20 protein-coding genes are annotated in these 22,348 nt (G+C 52.6%); 9 read left to right on the top strand and 11 right to left on the bottom strand.

Annotated features, from left to right (window positions below; all coding sequences use genetic code 11):
- Window positions 1–196 precede the first annotated feature (196 nt).
- From nudF to idi, 8 genes are all read left to right on the top strand, one after another.
- Window positions 197–820, top strand: a complete 624-nt coding sequence (gene nudF / locus C9I92_RS22175) for an ADP-ribose diphosphatase (RefSeq protein WP_047883729.1) — start codon at window positions 197–199, stop codon at window positions 818–820.
- Window positions 821–859: 39 nt separating this feature from the next.
- On the top strand, window positions 860–1,288 hold the full coding sequence (locus C9I92_RS22170) for a DUF1249 family protein (RefSeq protein ID WP_084712448.1): 429 nt from the start codon (window positions 860–862) through the stop codon (window positions 1,286–1,288).
- 29 nt (window positions 1,289–1,317) lie between these two features.
- Complete coding sequence (gene cpdA / locus C9I92_RS22165; RefSeq protein WP_047883767.1) at window positions 1,318–2,142, top strand: 3',5'-cyclic-AMP phosphodiesterase; 825 nt, start codon at window positions 1,318–1,320, stop codon at window positions 2,140–2,142.
- Complete coding sequence (yqiA, locus tag C9I92_RS22160) at window positions 2,143–2,721, top strand: esterase YqiA (RefSeq protein ID WP_047883730.1); 579 nt, start codon at window positions 2,143–2,145, stop codon at window positions 2,719–2,721.
- A 117-nt stretch (window positions 2,722–2,838) separates the two neighbouring features.
- The gene (parE, locus tag C9I92_RS22155) at window positions 2,839–4,722 is read left to right on the top strand and encodes a DNA topoisomerase IV subunit B (RefSeq protein ID WP_047883731.1); all 1,884 of its coding nucleotides are present in this window, start codon (window positions 2,839–2,841) and stop codon (window positions 4,720–4,722) included.
- An 87-nt stretch (window positions 4,723–4,809) separates the two neighbouring features.
- The gene (parC, locus tag C9I92_RS22150; RefSeq protein ID WP_047883732.1) at window positions 4,810–7,074 is read left to right on the top strand and encodes a DNA topoisomerase IV subunit A; all 2,265 of its coding nucleotides are present in this window, start codon (window positions 4,810–4,812) and stop codon (window positions 7,072–7,074) included.
- Window positions 7,075–7,223: 149 nt separating this feature from the next.
- Window positions 7,224–7,949 carry a 1-acylglycerol-3-phosphate O-acyltransferase gene (locus tag C9I92_RS22145; RefSeq protein ID WP_047883733.1) on the top strand — a complete coding sequence of 242 codons (726 nt, stop codon included), beginning with the start codon at window positions 7,224–7,226 and terminating at the stop codon, window positions 7,947–7,949.
- Between the two features lie 71 nt (window positions 7,950–8,020).
- Window positions 8,021–8,554, top strand: coding sequence for an isopentenyl-diphosphate Delta-isomerase (gene idi, locus C9I92_RS22140; RefSeq protein WP_047883734.1), 534 nt, complete (start codon window positions 8,021–8,023; stop codon window positions 8,552–8,554).
- Between the two features lie 96 nt (window positions 8,555–8,650).
- Here the strand turns inward: idi and C9I92_RS22135 are convergent, their stop codons facing one another.
- The 9 genes from C9I92_RS22135 to C9I92_RS22095 all read right to left on the bottom strand — a co-directional run bounded on the left by C9I92_RS22135 (window position 8,651) and on the right by C9I92_RS22095 (window position 19,283).
- On the bottom strand, window positions 8,651–9,037 hold the full coding sequence (locus tag C9I92_RS22135) for an enamine/imine deaminase (protein WP_047883735.1): 387 nt from the start codon (window positions 9,035–9,037) through the stop codon (window positions 8,651–8,653).
- 167 nt (window positions 9,038–9,204) lie between these two features.
- A complete protein-coding gene (locus C9I92_RS22130; RefSeq protein WP_047883736.1) occupies window positions 9,205–9,684 on the bottom strand; it encodes an arginine repressor in 480 nt (159 codons plus the stop codon).
- A gap of 248 nt (window positions 9,685–9,932) precedes the next feature.
- Window positions 9,933–10,973, bottom strand: coding sequence for a serine protease (locus C9I92_RS22125; RefSeq protein WP_157038302.1), 1,041 nt, complete (start codon window positions 10,971–10,973; stop codon window positions 9,933–9,935).
- 234 nt (window positions 10,974–11,207) lie between these two features.
- Window positions 11,208–11,672, bottom strand: a complete 465-nt coding sequence (pyrI, locus tag C9I92_RS22120) for an aspartate carbamoyltransferase regulatory subunit (protein ID WP_047883737.1) — start codon at window positions 11,670–11,672, stop codon at window positions 11,208–11,210.
- Between the two features lie 17 nt (window positions 11,673–11,689).
- Window positions 11,690–12,619, bottom strand: a complete 930-nt coding sequence (pyrB, locus tag C9I92_RS22115; protein WP_047883738.1) for an aspartate carbamoyltransferase — start codon at window positions 12,617–12,619, stop codon at window positions 11,690–11,692.
- 475 nt (window positions 12,620–13,094) lie between these two features.
- Window positions 13,095–14,105, bottom strand: coding sequence for an ornithine carbamoyltransferase (locus C9I92_RS22110; protein ID WP_047883739.1), 1,011 nt, complete (start codon window positions 14,103–14,105; stop codon window positions 13,095–13,097).
- Between the two features lie 131 nt (window positions 14,106–14,236).
- Entirely contained in the window at window positions 14,237–15,148 is a 912-nt protein-coding gene (gene arcC / locus C9I92_RS22105) for a carbamate kinase (protein WP_047883740.1), read from the bottom strand.
- Between the two features lie 131 nt (window positions 15,149–15,279).
- The gene (gene arcA / locus C9I92_RS22100; RefSeq protein WP_047883741.1) at window positions 15,280–16,503 is read right to left on the bottom strand and encodes an arginine deiminase; all 1,224 of its coding nucleotides are present in this window, start codon (window positions 16,501–16,503) and stop codon (window positions 15,280–15,282) included.
- 1,331 nt (window positions 16,504–17,834) lie between these two features.
- Window positions 17,835–19,283 carry a YfcC family protein gene (locus tag C9I92_RS22095; protein ID WP_047883742.1) on the bottom strand — a complete coding sequence of 483 codons (1,449 nt, stop codon included), beginning with the start codon at window positions 19,281–19,283 and terminating at the stop codon, window positions 17,835–17,837.
- A gap of 767 nt (window positions 19,284–20,050) precedes the next feature.
- On the opposite strand from C9I92_RS22095, the gene rraB reads away from it, so the two are divergent.
- On the top strand, window positions 20,051–20,452 hold the full coding sequence (gene rraB / locus C9I92_RS22090) for a ribonuclease E inhibitor RraB (RefSeq protein WP_047883743.1): 402 nt from the start codon (window positions 20,051–20,053) through the stop codon (window positions 20,450–20,452).
- Window positions 20,453–20,626: 174 nt separating this feature from the next.
- On the opposite strand, the gene C9I92_RS22085 is transcribed toward rraB, so the two are convergent.
- Both C9I92_RS22085 and C9I92_RS22080 read right to left on the bottom strand, forming a co-directional pair.
- The gene (locus C9I92_RS22085; protein WP_047883744.1) at window positions 20,627–21,532 is read right to left on the bottom strand and encodes a bifunctional helix-turn-helix transcriptional regulator/GNAT family N-acetyltransferase; all 906 of its coding nucleotides are present in this window, start codon (window positions 21,530–21,532) and stop codon (window positions 20,627–20,629) included.
- Window positions 21,533–21,802: 270 nt separating this feature from the next.
- Window positions 21,803–22,204 carry a DUF2061 domain-containing protein gene (locus C9I92_RS22080; protein ID WP_047883745.1) on the bottom strand — a complete coding sequence of 134 codons (402 nt, stop codon included), beginning with the start codon at window positions 22,202–22,204 and terminating at the stop codon, window positions 21,803–21,805.
- Between the last annotated feature and the right edge of the window lie 144 nt (window positions 22,205–22,348).

Here is a 22,348-nt window from a genome sequence, read left to right as displayed (position 1 = left end):
TTTACGATGTTTACTGTTGTATGTGTGATTGTAATCTAAACAGATTTAAATTTTGACTTAAATTAATTAACAATAATTGTCATAATTGTTGAATCACGTCATTGTTGTGCCTTGAAGAAGATGGAAAAATAGGCACATGACATGTTTTGTCAGCCATTGTCCTATTTTGTGGACGGATTCAGGGATAAAAAATTGCATGACAAAGTCACACACCAAAGGCAATGAGCCGGTCGTATTTTCGGCTCAGGATGTAGAGGTGCTGGCCAAGGACACGCTCTACCAAGGATTTTTCCGGATGGTGAAGTACCGTTTTCGCCATCGTCTGTTCGCCGGTGGCTGGAGCGCACCGATGGATCGCGAGATGTTTGAGCGTGGCCATGCGGCGGCACTGCTGCCGTATGACCCGGCCACCGACAGTGTGGTGATGGTCGAGCAGTTCCGAATTGGCGCCCTGGCCGCCGAGTGTACCCCGTGGCAGTTGGAAATCGTGGCCGGCATTATTGAGCCGGGTGAATCGGCGGACGAGGTCGTTCGTCGCGAAGCCGTGGAAGAAGCCGGACTGGAGGTGGGGGAGCTGCATAAGATCACCCGCTATCTGTCCAGTTCAGGCGGCTGCTCGGAAACCCTGGATATCTTTGTCGGGCTGGTGGACAGCACGCAGGCTGGTGGCATTCACGGTCTGGCCGATGAGGGTGAAGATATCCGGGTACGGGTGGTGTCCAGGGAAGAGGCCTACCAGTGGGTAGAATCTGGTAAAATTGAAAATGCGGCCTCTATCATTGCGCTACAATGGTTGCAACTTAACCATAAACGCCTGTAACCCCGAACATCATCCATGCACCGGCGCTAAGGATACCGATTGAATAAAAGATACACTGTTGATTTGGCAGACATTATGCGGCTTTACGAGACCAACTATGCGAAGTTGCTTCCATTGTTGCCAAAAAGCGATCAGGTCGGTGACCAGTGTGTATACGCCGTGTCAGAGCAGGAATACTGCCTGACCATCACCGAATCCACCCGTTATACCACGGTGGTTGAGTTACGCCTGCTGGCTGAGAACGCCATGCCGGAATACCTGATCCCACGCATGACCATCCGGCTTTACCATGACGCCAGGGTGGCAGAAGTGTGTGCCGCTCAACAGACTTCCCGCTGGAAGCCACGCTATGATTACCCCAATTTGCGGATGTACCAGAAAGACGAAAAACATCAGGTAAACCGCTTTCTGGGAGACTGGTTGGCTCATTGCCTGAAGAATGGAATCAGCAGACAGTCGGTTTGTTAACAATAACAGATATCAAGGTTTTTGACGTTTTGCAGAAGTTTGATCTGCCACAGAAGGATCCGGATCGCGTGGTTCTTCTTCAAATTACCGACACCCACTTATTTGCCGATGATGGCGGAAGCTTGCTGGGCGTCGCGACGAAAGACAGTTTTCATGCCGTGCTGGATGCGGTAGAGGCAGCTGCGCGCCCGTTTGAAGCCATTGTCGCAACCGGGGACATTTCTCAGGATCACACGGAAGCCTCCTATCAGCGTTTTTGCGACGGCATTGCCCGCTGGCCGCAGCCGTGTTTCTGGCTGCCGGGAAACCATGATTATCAGCCGAGCATGCAGTCTGTGCTGCCGTCCCCGCAAATTAAGTCGTGTCATCAGGTGCTGGCCGGTGAGCACTGGCAGGTTATCCTGCTCGACAGCCAGGTCAAAGGCGTGCCGCACGGCGAGCTGAGTGACAGTCAGCTCGCCATGCTGGAGCAGGCGTTGGCCGCGCACCCTCAGCGTCACGCGCTGGTATTATTGCACCACCATCCGCTGCCTGCGGGCAGCACCTGGCTTGATCAGCATCAGCTCCATAATGCCGACGCGTTCTGGGCGGTGCTGGCGCGTCATCCGCAGGCTAAAGCGGTGCTGTGCGGCCACATTCATCAGGAGCTGGATTGTTTGTACCAAGGGGTACGTGTTATGGCCACGCCTTCAACTTGCATTCAGTTCCAGCCGGATTCGCACGATTTTGCCCTGGATAACAATAATCCAGGGTGGCGTATCCTTGAGTTGCTGGCGGACGGGCAGATTGACACACAGGTTTATCGTCTGACCGGGCGTCAGTTCACGCCCCAGTTTGATGCAGCAGGGTATTAAATGCAGCCGCTGTTACTTTATCTTCACGGATTCAACAGTTCACCTAAATCACTCAAAGCCACGCTGATGGCGGATTACTGCCGTCAGGCGCGCCCGGATATCCGGGTCGAAATTCCGCAGCTGCCGTGTTACCCGGCGGATGCCGCAGATTTTATTGAGACGCTGATCCAGTCGCTTAAACATGAGTATCGCATTGGGCTGGTCGGCAGCTCTCTAGGTGGATATCTGGCGACCTGGGTGAATGCCCGGCACCAGTTGCCGGCGGTGCTGGTGAACCCGGCCGTTAAACCGTATGAGCTGCTGCAGGATTATCTTGGCGAGCAGGAAAACCCGTATACCGGCCAGCGTTACCTGCTGGAGCCGAAACACATGGCGGAACTTTGCCAGCTGGATGTGGCTCAGCTAGCCCGGCCGGAACAGTTCTGGCTGTTGCAGCAGGAAGGTGACGAAGTGCTGGATTACCGCCAGGCCGTGGACAAGTACGCGGCATGCCGTCAGACGGTAGAACCGCTGGGGGATCATAGTTTTGTCGGATTTGACCGCTATCCTGCCCAAATCATCCGATTTCTTGAGCTGTAAGCTCCAATTGGATTCATCCCCTACGTAAAATGTGGGGCACAAATATCGCCCTGGCTTGACAACCGAGCCGGGGTTTCTGACTATTGTGGCAAAAATTTTCCGTAACTTTCCGTAATTATGACAGATCAAAGCTATAACGCCGGAGCCATTGAGGTTCTGAATGGCCTCGAGCCCGTCCGCCGTCGTCCGGGGATGTATACCGATACGGTTCGGCCAAACCACCTCGGCCAGGAAGTGATCGACAACAGTGTCGATGAAGCCCTGGCTGGCCATGCTCGTAAGGTGGAGGTAATCCTCCATGCGGATCAGTCCCTGGAAGTCATTGATGATGGCCGGGGGATGCCGGTAGATATTCACCCTGAAGAAGGGGTCTCCGGGGTCGAACTGATCCTTTGCAAACTGCACGCCGGGGGTAAATTCTCAGGCAAGAACTACCAGTTCTCCGGTGGTCTGCACGGGGTGGGGATCTCGGTCGTTAACGCCTTGTCGAACCGAGTGGAAGTCACGGTAAAACGCGATGGGCAGATCTACCAGATCGCGTTTGAACATGGCGACAAAGTCTCTGAGCTGGAAGTGATCGGTACCTGTGGTCGTCGTAACCGCGGGACACGCGTCCATTTCTGGCCGGATGCCAAGTACTTTGACAGCCCGAAATTCTCGGTTTCTCGCCTCAAGAGCAACCTGAAAGCCAAAGCTGTGCTGTGTCCGGGGCTGGAAATTGTTTTCACTGACAAGGTGAACAATGAAACCCTGACCTGGTGTTACGAAGACGGTCTGAAAGATTACCTGGCCGAAGGCGTAAAAGGTTTCACCTTGCTACCGGAAGAGCCGTTTACTGGTTCGTTCAGCGGCCAGACGGAAGCGGCGGATTGGGCATTGTTGTGGCTGCCTGAAGGCGGTGATTTGGTCGGGGAAAGTTACGTTAACCTGATCCCGACTGCCCAAGGCGGTACCCATGTCAACGGCCTGCGTCAGGGCCTGCTGGATGCGATGCGTGAGTTCTGTGAATTTCGTAACTTGCTGCCACGCGGCGTGAAGCTGACCGCTGATGATATCTGGGAACGCTGTGCCTACGTGCTGTCAGTGAAAATGCAGGATCCGCAGTTTGCCGGGCAAACCAAAGAGCGTCTGTCGTCGCGTCAGTGTGCGGCGTTTGTCTCCGGCGTGGTGAAAGATGCCTTCAGCCTGTGGCTGAACGAGCGTCCGCAACTGGCCGAGCAACTGGCGGAAGTCTGTATTGCCAACGCCCATCGCCGGATGCGTGCCAGCAAGAAAGTGGTGCGTAAGAAGATTGCCTCTGGTCCGGCGCTGCCGGGTAAACTGGCTGACTGTTCACAGCAAGACCTGAACCGCACCGAACTGTTTCTGGTGGAAGGGGACTCGGCGGGTGGTTCAGCCAAGCAGGCGCGCGATCGTCTGTTCCAGGCCATCATGCCATTGCGTGGTAAGATCCTGAACACCTGGGAAGTTTCTGCCGATCAGGTACTGGCTTCTCAGGAAGTGCACGATATTTCGGTGGCGCTGGGGATTGATCCGGACAGCGACGATCTGAGTGGCCTGCGCTACGGTAAGATCTGTGTGCTTGCCGATGCGGACTCCGATGGTCTGCACATTGCCACGCTGTTGTGCGCCCTGTTCGTAAAGCACTTTGAAGCCTTGGTGCGTGCCGGTCACGTGTATATCGCGATGCCGCCACTGTACCGTATCGACTTGGGTAAAGAAGTCTACTACGCCCTGGATGACGCCGAGAAAGAAGGCATTCTGGAGCGCCTCAGCAGCAAGCGCGGTAAAGTGAATGTACAGCGCTTTAAAGGTCTGGGTGAGATGAACCCGATGCAGCTGCGTGAAACCACCATGGATCCGAATACCCGCCGTCTGGTACAGCTGACCATTGATGACGATGAGCAGACGACTCAGATGATGGACATGCTGCTGGGTAAGAAGCGCGCGGAAGACCGTCGTCATTGGCTGCAGAGCAAAGGCGATAAAGCGGACGTGTAAGCGTTTGCTGAACAAGAAAGACACAATGGGCAGGCGGGCAGCATAGTGCCGGCCTGTACCGCACAAGATAGAACGGAATACCCGACGATGACTGATGTCTCAATGGATGGCGTAGAGCAGCTTCCGCTACGGAAGTTTACCGAAGACGCTTATCTGAATTATTCCATGTATGTAATCATGGACCGTGCCCTGCCGTTTATCGGCGACGGCTTAAAGCCGGTGCAGCGCCGTATTATTTACGCGATGTCTGAGCTGGGCCTGTCAGCCACGGCGAAATACAAAAAGTCTGCCCGTACCGTGGGTGACGTGCTGGGTAAATACCACCCGCATGGCGACTCCGCCTGTTACGAAGCCATGGTTCTGATGGCGCAGCCGTTTTCTTACCGCTACCCGCTGATTGACGGCCAGGGTAACTGGGGTGCGCCGGATGACCCGAAATCGTTCGCGGCCATGCGTTATACCGAATCCCGCCTGTCGCGTTTTTCGGAAGTGCTGCTGAACGAACTGGGCCAGGGCACCGTGGACTGGGGGCCGAACTTTGACGGCACCATGAAAGAGCCAAAAATGCTGCCTGCCCGCCTGCCGCATATCCTGCTAAACGGGGTAACCGGTATCGCAGTGGGGATGGCGACGGACATTCCGCCGCACAATGCCCGCGAAGTGGCAAACGCGGCGGTGCATCTGATCGACAACCCAAAAGCGGATATGGATGAGGTGATGACGTTTGTGCAGGGGCCGGATTACCCGACTGAAGCGGAAATCATCACCTCAAAAGCGGACATGAAAAAGGTCTACCGCAGCGGGCGTGGTTCGATCAAAATGCGGGCAGTCTGGCACAAAGAGAACGGTGATATCGTGATCACCGCGCTGCCGCATCAGGTCTCGGGCTCCAAACTGCTGGAGCAGATCGCAGCGCAGATGCGGGCTAAGAAACTGCCGATGGTGGAAGATCTGCGTGACGAGTCGGATCATGAAAACCCGACCCGTATCGTGGTAGTGCCGCGTTCGAACCGGATTGACTGTGAGCAGTTGATGAACCACCTGTTCGCTTCAACCGACCTGGAGCGCAGCTACCGGGTGAATCTGAACATGCTGGGGCTGGACGGCCGCCCGCAGGTCAAGGGGCTGGTGGAAATTCTGTCTGAATGGCTGACCTTCCGTCGCGAAACCGTGCGTCGCCGTCTGCAATACCGACTGGATAAAGTCATCGCCCGGCTGCACATTCTGGAAGGCTTGCTGGCAGCATACCTCAACATCGATGAGGTGATTGAGATCATCCGTACTGAAGATGATCCGAAAGCGGTGCTGATGGCTCGCTTTGACCTGAGCACGATTCAGGCCGATGCGATTCTGGAAATCAAACTCCGCCAGCTGGCCAAGCTGGAAGAGATCAAGATCCGTGGTGAGCAGGACGAGTTGTCCAAAGAACGTGAACAGCTGGAAAAACTGCTGGGCTCGGAGCGTCGCCTGAACACCCTGATCAAAAAAGAAATTCAGAGCGATGCGGAAAAATACGGCGATGACCGTCGTTCTCCGCTGGTCGAGCGGGAAGAGGCGAAAGCCTTGACTGAGCGTGAGCTGATCCCGTCTGAACCTATCACTGTGGTGCTGTCTGACAAAGGTTGGATCCGTCATGCCAAAGGCCATGATGTGGATCCGTCGTCACTGAGCTACAAGTCCGGTGACAGCTACCTCGCCCACGCGCGTGGTAAGAGCAGTCAGCCAGCAATTTTCCTTGGCTCTGATGGGCGCAGCTATGCGCTGGAATCCCATACCCTGCCGTCAGCGCGCAGCCAGGGTGAGCCGATCACCGGCCGCCTGAACCTGACACCGGGCAGCCATATGCGCCAGGTGATCATGGCTGAAGACAATCAGCTGTGGCTGCTGGGCTCGGATGCCGGTTACGGCTTTGTCTGCAAAGCCAGCGACATGGTGTCGAAGAACAAGAATGGTAAAGCGCTGCTGACGGTGCCGGAAAATGCCGAAGTGATTGCGCCACAACCGGTGCAGGATCTGGATCAGGATGAAATTCTGGCTATTACTAACGAAGGCCGGATGCTGCTGTTCCCGGTCAAAGACCTGCCGCAACTGGGCAAAGGTAAGGGTAACAAGATCATCAATATCCCGGCTGCGCGAGCCAAAGCCCGGGAAGAGTTCCTGTCCTACCTGGCGGTCTTGCCGCCGGGCAGCCACATTACGCTGCATGCCGGTAAGCGCAAGCTGGGGCTCAAGCCGTCGGATCTGGAAAACTTCCGGGGTGAGCGTGGTCGTCGTGGCAGTATGCTGCCGCGCGGGCTGCAGCGGGTTACCCGCCTGGAGATTGACTCGCCAACCTCGGCAGAAGAAGAATAATCTGCAGCAAGCCCTCCATTTTGGAGGGCTTTTCTTTATCTGTGTGGCGAGAAACCCACTGGTTCAGTGGTCTAATTTCTGCACATAAGGGATGTTTTTTCCGGCATCCTGAGTATACTAGCGCACGCCTGTACGCTGAGGAGAAGTAAATGATTTTTGTATTGCGCATGATTGCCGTGGCAATTTTTGCTGTTGTCATGTTTGTATTTGGTTGCGCTTACTGTCTGCTGAGCCCGCGTAACCCGAAACACGTTTGTACGTTCGGTCGCCTGTTCAGCAAGATGTCCCGCGTGTTCGGGATCAAGCTGGAGATCCGTATTCCGGAAGGCGCGGAAGAGGTCGGCCCGAGTGTGTATGTGGCAAACCACCAGAATAACTACGATTTGTTCACTATCTCCGGGGCGGTGATGCCACGTACCGTGACCGTGGGTAAGAAAAGCCTGGCGTGGATGCCGCTGTTTGGCCAGCTGTACTGGCTGAGTGGTAATATCTTGATTGACCGCGCTAACCGCAGCAAGGCGGTCGGAACGATTGGCCAGGTGGTAGAAAAGATCAAAGAACGTAACGTGTCAGTCTGGATGTTCCCGGAAGGCACCCGTTCCCGCGGTCGTGGCCTGCTGCCGTTCAAAACCGGCGCATTTCACGCGGCCATCAGTGCCAAAGTGCCGGTGGTGCCGATCGTGTGCAGCAGCACGGAACATGTTAGACTTAACCGCTGGGATAACGGGGTCGTGATTGTGGAAATCATGCCGCCGGTATCGACCGAAGGGCTGACCAAGGAAGATGTACGAGAGTTGTCGCAACGTTGCCGCGACATCATGGAAAGCAAGCTTAATGCCCTGAACGAAGAGGCAGCGCGTCGCTCTGCGAAATAACGGACGCTGGCCGGAACCGACAATAAGGACATGCTGTGGCGTGTCCTTTTTATTTGAGCAGTAGAAAAGCCATGATTGAAGAACAGGTGATTTTAGTCGATTCGCAGGGCAGAGCGCTTGGCGTGAAGGAAAAAATGCAGGCGCACCGCGAGGGGGCTCTCCATTTAGCGTTCTCGGTACTGCTGTACCGTGACGGCAGCACCGGGCGTGAGTACCTGCTGCAGCAGCGAGCGACGGACAAGTATCACAGCGGCGGCTTGTGGACGAATACCTGTTGTTCGCATCCGCGTCAGGGCGAAACTCTGGAACAGGCGGGTATTCGCCGTCTGGCCGAAGAGATGGGGATCACCGGTGTTGCGGCGTTGCAGGATATTGCGCATTTCGTGTATCGGGCCGAGCTGGATAACCAGCTGGTGGAGCACGAACTGGATCATGTGCTGGTGGCCGCTGTCCTTGAGCTGGAAATTCATCCCAACCCGGATGAGGTGATGGCTTATCGCTGGTGGCCGGAAGCGGAGCTGGAGCAGGCTGTGGCGCAGCAGCCAACGCAATTTACAGCCTGGTTGCCGCAAGTGCTTGCGCATGCTGTTCAGCATATTGGTTGAGGCTTACCGCCAGGGTTTGCCCCACAAAAAAGAGCTGCCAGGGGCAGCTCTTCTTGTTTCTGATGACCACCACAGTGGTCATTTTGCCAGGTCGAATTATTTACGAACCGCGATGGCTTCGATTTCGATCTTCACATCTTTTGGCAGACGGGCAACTTCTACGCAAGAGCGCGCAGGGTAAGGTGCGTTGTGCTCGTCGAAAAATTTACCGTACACTTCGTTAACAGTACCGAAGTCGTTCAGATCTTTCACGAAAACAGTCATTTTCACAATGTCAGCCACTTTCAGGCCAGACGCTTCAACAACAGCTTTCACGTTTTCCAGAGACTGACGCGCTTGCTCTGCGATATCTTCTGCCACTTCACCGGTTTGTGGGTTCACCGGGATCTGACCTGAAGTCAGTACCATATTGCCCAGGTCTACGCCTTGTACATATGGGCCGATAGCTGCAGGTGCTTGATCTGTGTGAAGTACTTGAGTCATTACTAATCCTTACTGATTGGGCTAGAAAAGTCAGAGCAGTTAGTTTGCAGCCCAAGTTGATTTAGGTCAAAGAGTTTCCGCTTTGTCGGGCCAAAAGGTTGCGGAATGCCACATTCATGACATTCCACGCATTACTCAGAGTAATCGTTGCGGCCGGTTCAGTCCTGCTAAACGGCGATTCCCAGCCGGGCTTTGACGACTTTCTCGCACTCTTCGATGCGAGTGATATCGCGCGGCGCGACCATCACGGTGTCGTTACCGCCGACAGTGCCCAGGATCTCGGCATGAGGCTGGATATCAATCAGACGGGCGACCAGTTGGGCGCCACCCGGGTGGGTTTTCACGACGACAACCAGCTGATTATGGGTGATGTATTCAATCTGGGAGGCAATGGACGAGCTTACTTGAACCGGCTCGTTTTCGACCGTCAGGCAGTAGACTTTCTTGCCGTAGGCGTTCGGCACCTTCGCCACGCCAAGGCGTGACAGCAGGCGGGACACCGTTGACTGGCTGACATCATTAAAGCCCATTTCAATCAGACGATGGCGAATGTCGTCCTGCGTTGAAAAACTTTGCTGTTGCAACAGCCGCTTACAGGCCGTAGTAATGCTTTCTTCATGGCAGACAGCATCAATCGCGCCGTGCATACTGAATCCACTCACGGGCAACTCCTTGTAGTTCTATTCGGTATAGGTGATCGTATCCAAATACCGACTCAGGCAGCTCCGTAAGGCTGGTTTATTGAATAGGTTATTGCCTGGTAACGGGGTGCGATGAGCCGGCGAAGATCGCAAGAGATAATACTTCTGTTGCATAATCTTGCAGGAGCATCATAACAACAAAAACAACGTAATTTATTGACCCCAATCACCAAAACAATACGCCAAGTAGGGGCTTAATATGACGAATTAAATCCCGATTGATCCAGCAGGGTTCGAGGTTTTAACCAGTCCCGTTTTTGTGCTGTCAGCGCCCCTTCGTCGTCATCGGGCGTCAACCCGTTTTCATCGCCGCCGCGGCTGTTGCCGGGAGCCCCTGCCGCGGGATAAGCCGCTTTGACCGGGGTGCGATAGCGGCCAAGCGGTGAGCTGGCACGGGTGTTGTCGAGCCCGGGAGCCGGGCGGTTGGCGACAAGGGTACTCTGTCCGGAAGAGGATGGAGCAGACGTTGGAGTCGTCTGGGTGGATTGCCGCCGTGGCTGTTGGGTAGGCCTTTGATGTCGATTCAGCGCGGTTACGTATTCTGCTACTTGAATGGCTGCCAGATCTTGGCTGGCCGACTCGGCGCGGATGCCGAGCGCATGCAGCCAGTCAAAAATCAAAGTCGACGGAACAAACTGGCTGTAGCGTTCTGCCGGGCGCAGGTTACGCAGGTCTTCTGGATTCTGGACGATCGCGACGGTGATCCCGGCGATTTCTCCCCGGGCATTAAACACCGGGCCACCGCTCATGCCGGACATCACCGGGGCATCGCTCAGTGAATACAGGCAGTCGGTGTTGGTGTCGATAATATCCTGTAGGTATTTGCCGTTGCCGCTGATGCTGGTTCCAAGTAAAGAATGCCCCTGATGCGTGACCGGCTGGTCGGGATAGATCAGTCCCCAGGTCGGGACTTGCTGACTGGGGCGCCGGATAAGGGCGAGATCGCAATAGGGGTGATAGATAACATCCAGATCCCAGGACAGCTGGGCGACATGTTTGGCCGTCAGCATGTATTCATGACTGACCGGCACTGCGGAGCCAAACCCGCCGAGCAATAACGGGACACCAATCATCACCATCTGGTTGGCGCTGTTTGGCTGGCTGTTGTTGATGGTGCCGTTACTGGTGACACACCCGGCCAGCAGTGCGGCGCAGAGTATCACCCCGTTCCTTCGCGGGTGTCGGGAGACAAGAAAACGGACACAGTTAGCATACCAATTAAAAATGTACATCATGCTACTGACCTTTGATGAATTCGCAGACGTCGAAACCCGCAGCCAAACACTCAGTCGACGGGCTTGTTTCCGGTATGTCCGGTACCGAATACCGAAACATAGATTCAAAGGTAGTGAGGGAAAAAGCGGTTTCCCGCTCTAGAAGTGAGAAAAAAAAAGCCCGCTCAGGTGTGAGCCGGCTTTCTTAGGTTCGGGGCAGGGTTTTCCCCGAATGAGACAGGCAAAAGCCCGTTTTTAGTTGTGTTCAGTCACGATTTCGCGCGAGAACACTTTTTCACAGTACTTACACTTCAGTTGCACGTCGTCGTGCTTGATGATGACTTTGAAGCTGCTGTCGACCGGCTCACCGTGGGAGATACAGTTGCTGTTCGGACATTTGAAAATCGCGTTGATTTGCTCAGGCAGAGACAACGTCAGTTTTTTCACCACTTCGTAGTTTTCAATCTGGTTGACGGTCGCTTTTGGTGCGTACAGGGCCAGCTGGTTTGCCTGCTCTTCGTTGATAAAGATATTCTCAATCTTGATCAGGTCTTTTGCACCCAGTGCCGATGACGGCAGGTTCAGGCCAACGGTGACGCGTTGGTTCGTCTGGTGCATGTTGAACAGTTTCAGTACCTTGAAGCCAACGTTCGCAGGAATGTGGTCGATTACCGTACCGTTTTTAATCGCTTCGACCTGTAGTTGAGTTTCTTTAGTCATGATATCGCGTCTCCTGCTTAGATTGTTTCGTTCAGTACCAGTGCCAGTAGGGCTTCACGGGCGTACACGCCGTTTTCAGCCTGCTGGAAATAGTAAGCGTATGGGGTTTTATCAACGTCGACCGTGATTTCATCCACACGTGGCAGCGGGTGCAGCACTTTCAGATTCGGACGCGCTTCTTCCAGCATGGTCGCTGTCAGAATGTACGCCGCTTTCATGTGGGCGTATTCCGACTCGTCGAAACGCTCTTTCTGGACGCGGGTCATGTACAGGATATCCAACTCAGGAATCACTTCTTCCATGTTGGTGTGCAGGCTGTAGCTGATACCGGCTTCGTCCAGATCCTCACAGATGTAATCCGGCATCGCCAGCGCTTCAGGTGCTATGAAGAAGAACTTCACATTGTTGAACTTCGACAGAGCCTGAGTCAGGGAGTGCACGGTACGGCCGTATTTCAGGTCGCCGACGAAGGCCACATTCAGGTTATCCAGGCGGCCCTGAGTTTCGTAGATAGAGAACAGGTCAAGCAGGGTTTGGGTTGGGTGCTGGTTGGCACCGTCACCGCCGTTGATAACCGGTACACCATGCGAGAACTCAGAAGCCAGACGCGCTGCACCTTCCTGAGGGTGGCGCATGACAAAGGCGTCAACGTAAGAAGAAATCACCTGAACGGAGTCCGCCAGCGTTTCCCCTTTCTTCGCCAGTGATGTGTTACCGCCGTTGTCGAAACCGATCACGGTGCCACCCAGGCGCTGAACAGCGGTTTCAAATGACAGGCGGGTACGGGTTGATGGCTCGAAGAAGCAGCTTGCAACCACCTTGTTTTTCAGCAGCTCCGGATTTGGCTCGGCCTTCAGTTTACCGGCTGTTTCAACAACCAGCTCAAGCTCATTACGGCTCAGTTCCGGGATGGAAATAATGTGCTTTTTGAACAGCGAATTCGCCATGGCTTCTCTTCCCTCTTAAATCACTATGATGAACGACGCTTGCCTGCTGCTGTGAGTAGCAGACAAAAAAAAGCCCCCTTAAAAAAGGAGGCTCTTTTGAATACAAACAGGAAAAACAAAAAACGGCACGCTCGCCGTAAATCGGCGGATTTTCATCAGGTTTGACTGAACGAAACGGCGCATTTTTTATCTCTCTCTGGACAAATTGCGAAGGATTATACCCCCATTTTTCGCTAACGCAAGCGTTTGCCTAAAGTATTCATTTTCCGGAAGTTTATGCATTTTTCGGGGTAAAGTTCGGGCTACTTCCCGAGGGTTTTTAGTAGCTTTAACTGCGTGATTTCGCTGACTTTGTCGTGGGCTGGGATAGGCTAAAAAAGGAGGAAAGACAGGCATAAAAATACCGGCCCGCAGGCCGGTATGAAGTGAGAGACAGGGACTATCGGAGTGCTTGCCCCTGAATCCAAGAGAGTCATTAGTGACCCAGGGTTGCCACCATAACAGCTTTGATGGTGTGCATACGGTTTTCTGCTTCGTCGAAGACGATAGAGTGTTCAGACTCGATCACTTCGTTGGTAACTTCTACGCCGTCTTTCAGTACTGGGTACTCTTGAGCCAGTTCTTTACCTACTGTGGTGTCTTCACCGTGGAACGCTGGCAGGCAGTGCATGAATTTCACATGTGGGTTGCCTGTTGCTTTCAGCATGTCCATGTTGACTTGGTAAGGTAGCATCAGGTTGATACGCTCAGCCCATGCTTCTTTCGCTTCACCCATAGATACCCACACGTCAGTGTACAGGTAGTCACAATCTTTCACGCCTTCCTGAACGTCTTCAGTCAGCGTAATTTTCGCGCCGGTTTCTTCTGCGATAGCACGGCATTGTGCAACCAGGGTTTCTTCCGGCCAGTAAGCTTTTGGTGCGACCAGGCGGATGTCCATACCCATTTTCGCTGCGCCAACCATCAGAGAGTTACCCATGTTGTTGCGGGCATCACCCAGGTAAGCGAACTTCATTTCATGCAGTTGTTTGCCACGACCGTGCTCTTGCATTGTCAGGAAGTCAGCCAGGATTTGAGTTGGGTGGAATTCGTCAGTCAGACCGTTCCATACTGGCACGCCTGCATATTTGCCCAGCTCTTCCACGATTTCCTGGCCAAAGCCACGGTACTCGATACCGTCGTACATACGACCCAGTACGCGAGCGGTATCTTTCATTGACTCTTTGTGACCAATTTGAGAGCCAGATGGGCCAAGGTAAGACACTTGTGCGCCTTGGTCGAATGCCGCGACTTCAAACGCACAGCGAGTACGTGTTGAGGTTTTTTCAAAGATCAGGGCAATGTTTTTGCCAGTCAGGCGTGGTTGCTCGTAACCGTTGTACTTCGCTTTTTTCAGCTCAGCAGACAGCTCCAGCAGGTGTTGAATTTCACGTGGAGTGAAGTCAAGTAGTTTTAGGAAGTTACGGTTGCGAAGATTAAAAGCCATGATGTTATCCTCTCTGAATCTGTATCTCTCTGCCCGACCGGGAAGAAGCTTCTGTTTTAGGCTTCTCACCGCAGCCGGAGGGTTTTTATATTGTTTAACGTATTATGAAGTGTTTGTGAATAACTATTCCGTTATTCTGCAATAATATTTGTTCCAGCTTCACCTTTAAGAATGGCCAGGCCATCTTCCAGGGAGCCAATACCAACCAGCTTGCCGCCTTTGTTGATGAACTCGCAGGATGCATCAATTTTCGGTCCCATGGAGCCGGCGTCGAATGCGTACTGTGCCAGTTCACGTGGTGTTGTGCTGCGCAGTGCTTTCTGGGTTGGTTTGCCCCAGTCGAGGTAAACAGCATCGGCATCGGTCAGGATAAGCAGGGCATCAGCATGCAGTTGCTGCGCCAGGTAAGCGGCCGACATGTCTTTATCGATTACCGCTTCCACACCGGTCAACTTGCCGTTTTCTTTCTTAACCGGGATACCGCCACCACCGGTACAGATCACCAGGTGCTCCTGTTTGATCAGGGTGGTGATGGCATCGCTTTCGACAATCCCGGTTGGCAGTGGGCTAGGGACGACGCGGCGGAAGTACTGACCATCCGGTTTAACGGTCCAGTTGTATTTTTCTGCCATTTCTCGGGCTTCGGCTTCTTCGTATACCGGACCGATTGGCTTGGTTGGGTCAGCGAAGGCTGGGTCGTTTGGATCCACTGTCATCTGAGTCAGCATGCAGGATACGTCGCGTTCCGGCAGTAGGTTTTTCAACTCTTGCATCAGCATGTAGCCGATCATGCCCTGAGTTTCTGAACCCAGTACGTCCAGCGGGTAGGGCGCAACTTTTTTGTATTCCAGTCCTTGCAGCGCCAGCAGACCAACTTGTGGGCCGTTGCCGTGAACCAGTACTACATTGAATTCTTTGGCGATTTCAGCAATCGTCTGTGCGGCTTTAGCAATGTTTTTGCGTTGAGTATCTGCTTCCAGCGGTTCACCGCGGCGAAGCAGGGCGTTTCCGCCAAGTGCTACTACGACAGTTTGCTTAGTCATGTGATCGTCTCTCTTGGTCAACTCTCAGTGTTATTGTGTTTGTAGTGGCTCTTTGGCCTGTAAAGTCTGAGAGGGTTTTCTGTTGTGTGGCCGGTGCCGAGCACCGGCCGTCAGTACGGGTGGGTAACCCGTTAGATATCGTCACGCTCGATTGGGCAGCTCATGCAGCGAGCACCACCACGGCCGCGACCAAGTTCATCACCAGGGATTGGCAGAACAGTGATACCGGCTTTGTCGTATTTCTCGTTGGTGTAAGTGTTGCGAGAGTAACCAACAACCACGCCAGGTTTCACAGTCAGTACGTTGTTAGCATCGTTCCACTGCTCACGTTCAGCTTCGAAGCTGTCGCCACCTGTTGTGATCAGGTTCAGCTGACCCACCCCCAGGGCTTTTTCGATGGCATTCACGAAGTAGCTTTCTTCGGTGGCTTTCACTGTGCCGGACTCATCGCCAGTCAGGCTCCAGCATTTCACATCTTTGCGAATCACTTCTGGGTATACAGAGAAGGTGTCTTCACGCATGTGCGTCATTACCGTGTCAAGGTGCATGCAAGAGCGGTGTTTTGGCAGCTCCATCGCGATAACTTGTTTTGCCTGGCCAGTTTTGAACAGGTTAGAAGCCAGCTGTTCAACACCTTGTGGAGTTGTACGCTCAGACATACCAATCAGCACTGAGCCACGGCCGATAACCAGAACGTCACCGCCTTCAATGGTCGCGTTGTCGTAGTTGATGTTGCTGTCCGCACCGTAGTAAGTGTGGAAGTCACCTTGGGCGAAGGTTGGGTGCCATTTGTAGATAGCGCGTACGTGGTTGGTTTCACGTTGACGGGCTTCTTTCGCCATTGGGTTGATTGATACGCCGCCGTAAACCCAGCAAGACGTGTCACGGGTAAACAGGTGGTTTGGCAGTGGTTCAATGATGAAATCGTTTGGTGCATTGAAGCCTTGCATCATAGAAGAAGACTGTACAGGGAACTCAGAGTAGGCCAGGCCACCAAGCAGGATAGATGCCAGCTCAGCGTGAGGCAGGTCGCTCAGGAAGCAGCGTACATCGTTAGCGAAAGTCGGACCGAAACGGTGGTCAGACAGCTGAGTGTTCAGCAACCATTCTTTGGCTTCTGGAACATTCAGAGTTTCAGCCAGCAGATCTTTCAGCAGCATAACTTCAACGCCCTGCTCACGCAGTGTGTTGGCAAATACGTCATGCTCTTTGCCTGCACGTTCAACGTCAAGTACATCGTCAAACAGCAAGTCATGGCAGTTTGAAGGAGTCAGGTGAGTGAGCGCGCGCTCTGGACGGTGTAGAAGTACGCGACGTAATTGACCTATTTCTGAACCTACATAGAACTTACTCATGATCGTATCTCTCTATTATTTGAAGTCAGATTCCTGACTTATTTATTTTTTGCGAAGCTATTATTTATTTCTTCGCTTTGGTTTCTGAGTTTTATTCTACGCTTTAAAGCCTCAGAGTCTTAGAGTTTCATCACACTTTTTATATTGTTCCTATAACCTATCTAATTAAATTTATTAACATTTTTAATTCAGCTGTTATTAGTTTTCATTAATGGGATTTTATGTGCTTTAGTTGGGTGGGGATGGTTTTCATTCATTTTAAGTTGCTGTTTAATATTGATTTTTGTTTTTCTTGTGGAAGTTTATGCAGATTTATTTTTGTTGATTTGATGTGACAAAACTAATCTTATGCACTTAATGTGTTTGTCTATATGAATTCTTGCTTAATATTATCTTATTGGTAACAAATATTTTTCCTTTTATTTTTTGTTTAATTGTTTTTTGTAATTTAGGAACAACGATTTCACTCAATTAATTTATTGTTTGATTTCGGTTTTTAGAGTCAAAATTCTATTTTATATGTCATTTGGATTTAATTTTTATGGTTCTTATGGTTCTTATGGTTCTTATGGTTCTTATGGCTTGGCGAAATAACGTGGATATATGATTTTCTCTTGGCTTTTTATCACAGTAAAAATTATATGGATCTTAATTTTTAAAGTAACGAGGGGCGTATTTTTTCATGCCAACTCGTCTGACTGGGGATAGGTGTTTTTCCTTATCGCGAGCCGATCGATGAGAAGATCGACGAGCAGAAAACGCTAAAAGCCAGTTGTATCAACACGGCTCTCATCCAAATCGTGAAGCACGGATGCCAAGAGTACTTGCGGGGGCGAGATGTCCCCAGGCCGGTGAGTCGCGTGGTGCCACGGCAGCTGGTGGAAAGGGTGGAAAGAGGTCGCAGAAGGTAGAGCGTTCCTGAGGCTAGTGCATTTTATATGCTGGAGAGATTTATCTGCTATAGAGCTAGGTTGGGGCTTGGGATCCGAGGCCCGATCCTCATTGCTTACTCGATTTCCTCTTGCTGGTTATTCGGGTTTCCAAGTTCTGAGTGTTTAATTTTCTCAGTATTTCGCTCCCTGAGCATGCCGGTTCGCCTGAAGATAGGAGCTGTTCGATACCACGGAACATACGCACAATGTTTCTTCGTGGCAGCGGGAGTGAATCGGTGGGGCATTGGCTGGAAATCTGAAGTGATGCAGGCTGAAACGAACAGTGTGACGGGACGAATCTGTGAGGTGTGTGGCGGGCGCTTTACCGAGTAAAAAAATCAAGGCCGCGTCAGGCGGCCTTGTTCGTTAGGAAGATAATGCAAGGGAAGCGTGAGATACTCAGGCCATGATGGCGCCGACACTCAGCATCACCATGATAAGTACAGTCAGAATACCCAGTAGTGGTGCCACCCATTTTACCCAGCGGACGTAAGGGACGCGGGCAATAGCCAGACCACCCATTACCACCGCCGAGGTTGGTGTCATCAGGTTGACAATACCGGAGGCAGACTGGTAAGCGGTTACAACCAGGTCACGACCCACACCGGCGAAGTCAGCCAGAGGTGCCATGATTGGCATTGTCAGTACTGCTAGACCGGATGATGAAGGCACCAGGAATGACAGCAGGATTTCCAGCCAGTACATCACGTTGATGAACACGATAGAAGACAGACCGGTGACGGCATGTTCGGCCGAGTTCAGGATGGTATCGGTGATCATACCGCGGTCCATAATGACCACGATACCGCGGGCAATACCGATGATCAGGGCTACACCCAGCAAGTCACGGGCACCGTCAATGAAGCTGGACGTAAACTCTTCTTCGCTCATGCGGGCAATCAGGCCGATGATGATGGTTGAAGCCAGGAACATGGCAGAGATTTCAGCCATCCACCAACCGACTACCGCCACACCGTAAATCATGATACCGAATGACGCGGCAAAGATACCCAGAATGATTTTACGAGTGGTGGTGAACTCCAGCATTTCGCCAGTCTGGTTGCCCAGGAAGTGGGCTTTGTTTTCTTCGTACTTGTCGTAAACGATAGACTTGGTTTTGTCAGCACGTACCATTTTGGCATAGCGCATCACATAGCCCACGCAGATCACCCAGCCGATCACCAGCATGGCAACGCGCAACATGATACCGTCAGTAAATGGGATACCGGCGGCGTTGGCGGCAATCACTGTCGCAAACGGGTTGATGGTGGAGCCCAGAGTACCGATACCGGCACCCAGCAGAACAGTCGCTGCTGCTACCACAGGGTCAAAGCGGGCTGCCATCATGACAGGTACCAGCAGGGTGTAGAACGGCAGCGATTCTTCCGCCATCCCGTAAATGGTCCCGCCAGCGGCAAACAGCGCCATCAGGATTGGGATCATCAGTTCTTCCCGTCCCTGCAAGCGGGCTGTTACCCGTTCAATACCGGCGTCAATGGCCCCGGTTTTGGTTACCAGGCCCAGGAAACCACCGATCACCAGAATAAACAGGGAAACGTCAATCGCAGCGGCTTCGTAGCTGTTGTGGTCGTAGAAACCGTCAATTGGCGCCAGCAGGACATCGACCACACCCTGAGGGTTACTTTCAACGGCATGGTAGGTCCCGGTTACCGGCACTTCTTTACCCAGTTCTTCGTTCATGACGCGGTCATACTGACCGGCCGGAACGATCCAGGTCATCAATGCCACCAAAGCGATAAGGGTGAATAAAATGGTATAGGCGGATGGGAATTTAAAGTTGGCGAAGAAGCCACCTTTTTCTTCCTGTTTGATGGATTCGGTTGTCATAATTTTTCTCCTTGCCTCTGCGCTCAGGGCAGAGGGTTCATCTACCAGACCCGGAAATTGGCATGACACGACCCGCCGGCATTAACTCCGGTTGTTTGTCAGGCCTGGCGATTGCCGGGCAAGTGGCTGGGGTAGGGTGGCGTTATCCCTGTGTGGGGGATAAGGGAGCCAACGCGGGGTGAGGTGTCATAGCCGTACACTCACTGCCCGACACATAACCGACTGATGCCGCGCCCGATTCCGGGTGGCTCAGGGCCGATGTCAGGTTGGTGAGTGCTCTACGGGGACGACGCAACGAACTGCGGCGCCGTCGCCCTGGCTCAAGGCCTTGGTAGAAGTTACTCATGATCGTATCTCTCTAATGCTTATGTGTCCTGCAGTCATTGCTGCGGCTCTTTTTGTTTGTTGCAGGTGGATTTTATGCTGCCCGCATCGGTTTAACTTTGGGGTTGTTCACACTTTTCCGGGACTGCATTGGGCAGCGATGAGCCCGAATTTTTCGTGGCAGGGTAATTCTCTGGAAATAATGGGTGAATATGCTTTCTACCGCTTTAGAAGTATTCGATGAAAGCGCATAACCGGGAATATTATGCAATTTGGCGTGTTGGCCCGTATCAGCAGGAAACTGACATTAGTTTGATAAATATCAATTTCCCTTTTCAGCCATATGCGTTGCCCCTTTCTCCGGGGGTAATATTTCACATGGCATTTTGCCTGAATCCGTGCGATATTTGCCTTCGAATTTATTCCATAGGTGGAGTTACCCCATGTCTTATGCAGAACTGATTGAAGAGCAGAAGGAAGAAACACGCGATATTATTGCTGCGCTATTGGAAGATGGCAGCGATCCTGATGCCCTTTACAGCATTGAGCACCACTTCTCAGCGGATACATTTGAAGAGCTGGAAGCGGCGGCAGCAGAAGCGTTTAAGATGGGCTTTGAAGTGCTGGATGCTGAAGAGCTGGAACTGGCACCGGAAGACGGTGGCGGCATGGTTGTCTGCTTTGATGCTGTAATGGAATCAGCCCTGAACGCCGACGTGATTGATGAGCAAGCAGAAAAGCTGATCAAGCTGGCTGAAAAATACAACATTGATTACGACGGTTGGGGTACGTACTTCGAGTCTGGTGAAGACGACGAAGATGACTTCGAAGACGACGAAGAGTAATCAATAACGATCCGGCTCCAATGCTGGTGTCATGATTATTGTCTCGTGAGATCATCCCTTCTTGCGAAACCGTTCTTAGTTGCAAAAAAGCTGGCTCAGGCCAGCTTTTTTTGTGCTCATATTTCCGGTCAGATTCCCTGCTGGTCGGTATGTTGATCGTCAGGAAATAGGGGTTCAGAAAGTCTTCAGCATTCGGATTTCACACGCATCGTGCCCGGTATTGCCCATCGCGTGCGAAATATGGACAAAGCCCAGCGAACGGTATAGCCCGATAGCTTCCGTCAGGTTGGCGGTGGTTTCCAGATAGCAGGCGCGGTAGCCCAGTTGGCGGGCTTCCTTCAGGGCCTGAACGGCCAGCCTGCGGGCCAGTCCCCGTCCTCTCAGTTCGGGCAGGAAGTACATTTTCTGCAACTCACAGACGCCCTCTTCTCCGGACAGCGGCGCAATGCCTCCGCCGCCCAGAATCCGGTGTTGATGTTCGATCACCCAGTACGCGCTGCCAGCAGGCTGATACACCTCGCTCATGCTATCCAGCGTCGGGTCGGCCACCCCGTATCCTTTATCGGCCGTCAAACCGTATTCTGCGGACACCCGGCGAATGACCGCGGCAATGGCTGCATTGTCCAGCGGCGTCAGGGGCCGGATTTCATAGTTGCTCTGATTGGCAGCGGCCTCAATGGCCTTGCTGTAGCGAGTCAGGCTGGTTTCCAGCTGACAGATTTCGTCAGTGTCGAGCTGTTTGAGCCACTCACTGACCTCGGCATTGAGCTGCTGGTGGAGAGCTTCAAGCTTGGTTCTGCCATCAGCGGTGAGCTGGAAAATCTGACTGCGTTTATCATCAGGGTGTGGCGTAGCGCCAACCAGCCCCTGATTTTGCAGGCAGGCCAGCGTACGACTGGCGTTGGACTTATCCACCCGCAACCTTACCGCCATCTCATTGACCGTTGCGTTTTCTTGCTCCAGCTCGATCAGGCAGTGTGCCTGAACCGGTGTCAGGGCCATGGCACCGCACTGGTTGTGCAACATGCCAAGCTGGCGAACCAGCTGGCGGGAGAGATGGCGAAGTGAATGGGCGTCCATGGAAGCATCCTTGTGTCGGCGGTTGTCTTAATAATCTTGTTGTGTGTCGCAACTTAATGTATTTGTAACTCGCAACCATGTCAAGGTGATACACACTCGTTATCTGGATAACTGAATAAAGCAAGAAGGCGTGTTACTTGAGAGAGGAAGGACTGCGCTGTGCCAGAAGTCGAAGTGGATAAGAGGAAAAGGCAGGGCAGCAAAACGGTTTCAGCCCGGGTGTGATTGACGTCCGGGCTGATATGGATGCTTTGTGCCAGTGTCTGTCGCTCAGTGATGGTGGCAAGCCATCATACTTAATGCTGAGTGCGTTTGCTCACGGCGCTGCCAGACACGCTCATGAAAGTAATAGGCCAGCGTATTAATGGCAGGTTCAATCATGGCCATAATACTGCCGATCAGAATGTCACCGGTCAGCAGATAAGCAACCGTGAACGCCACACTGAAATGTACCACGGCGAAACTCGCGGTTTTGCGCCCCGGTTGGTTGAACTGGGAACGTTTCAGCGGCGCAGTCTGCCATGCTTTTTCGTGAAAGTAGAAAGCCACTGTGTTGACCATAGGTTCAATCATCGCCATCAGGCTACCGATGAGGATATCGTCGGTCAGCAGGTAAGCGACACTAAACGCAACGGTAAAATGAATGGCAGCAAAACTGATAGTCTTTTTCATAACAGGCTCCTCACTTGGATACCTATAGTATTGCGAATGATTATCAATAATTAAAATCGATTGTTGTTATTATATCAATAGGTAATAGCTATTGAATGGTGGCAGGTATGGCGAAGACAGCACAGTGGCCAAAAGAAAAAGGCC

This window comes from Photobacterium ganghwense, from assembly GCF_003025595.1.
Classification (GTDB): Bacteria; Pseudomonadota; Gammaproteobacteria; order Enterobacterales; family Vibrionaceae; genus Photobacterium; species Photobacterium ganghwense.
Note: the sequence above shows the minus strand (reverse complement) of the source record. Positions and strands in the feature narration are given on the sequence as shown.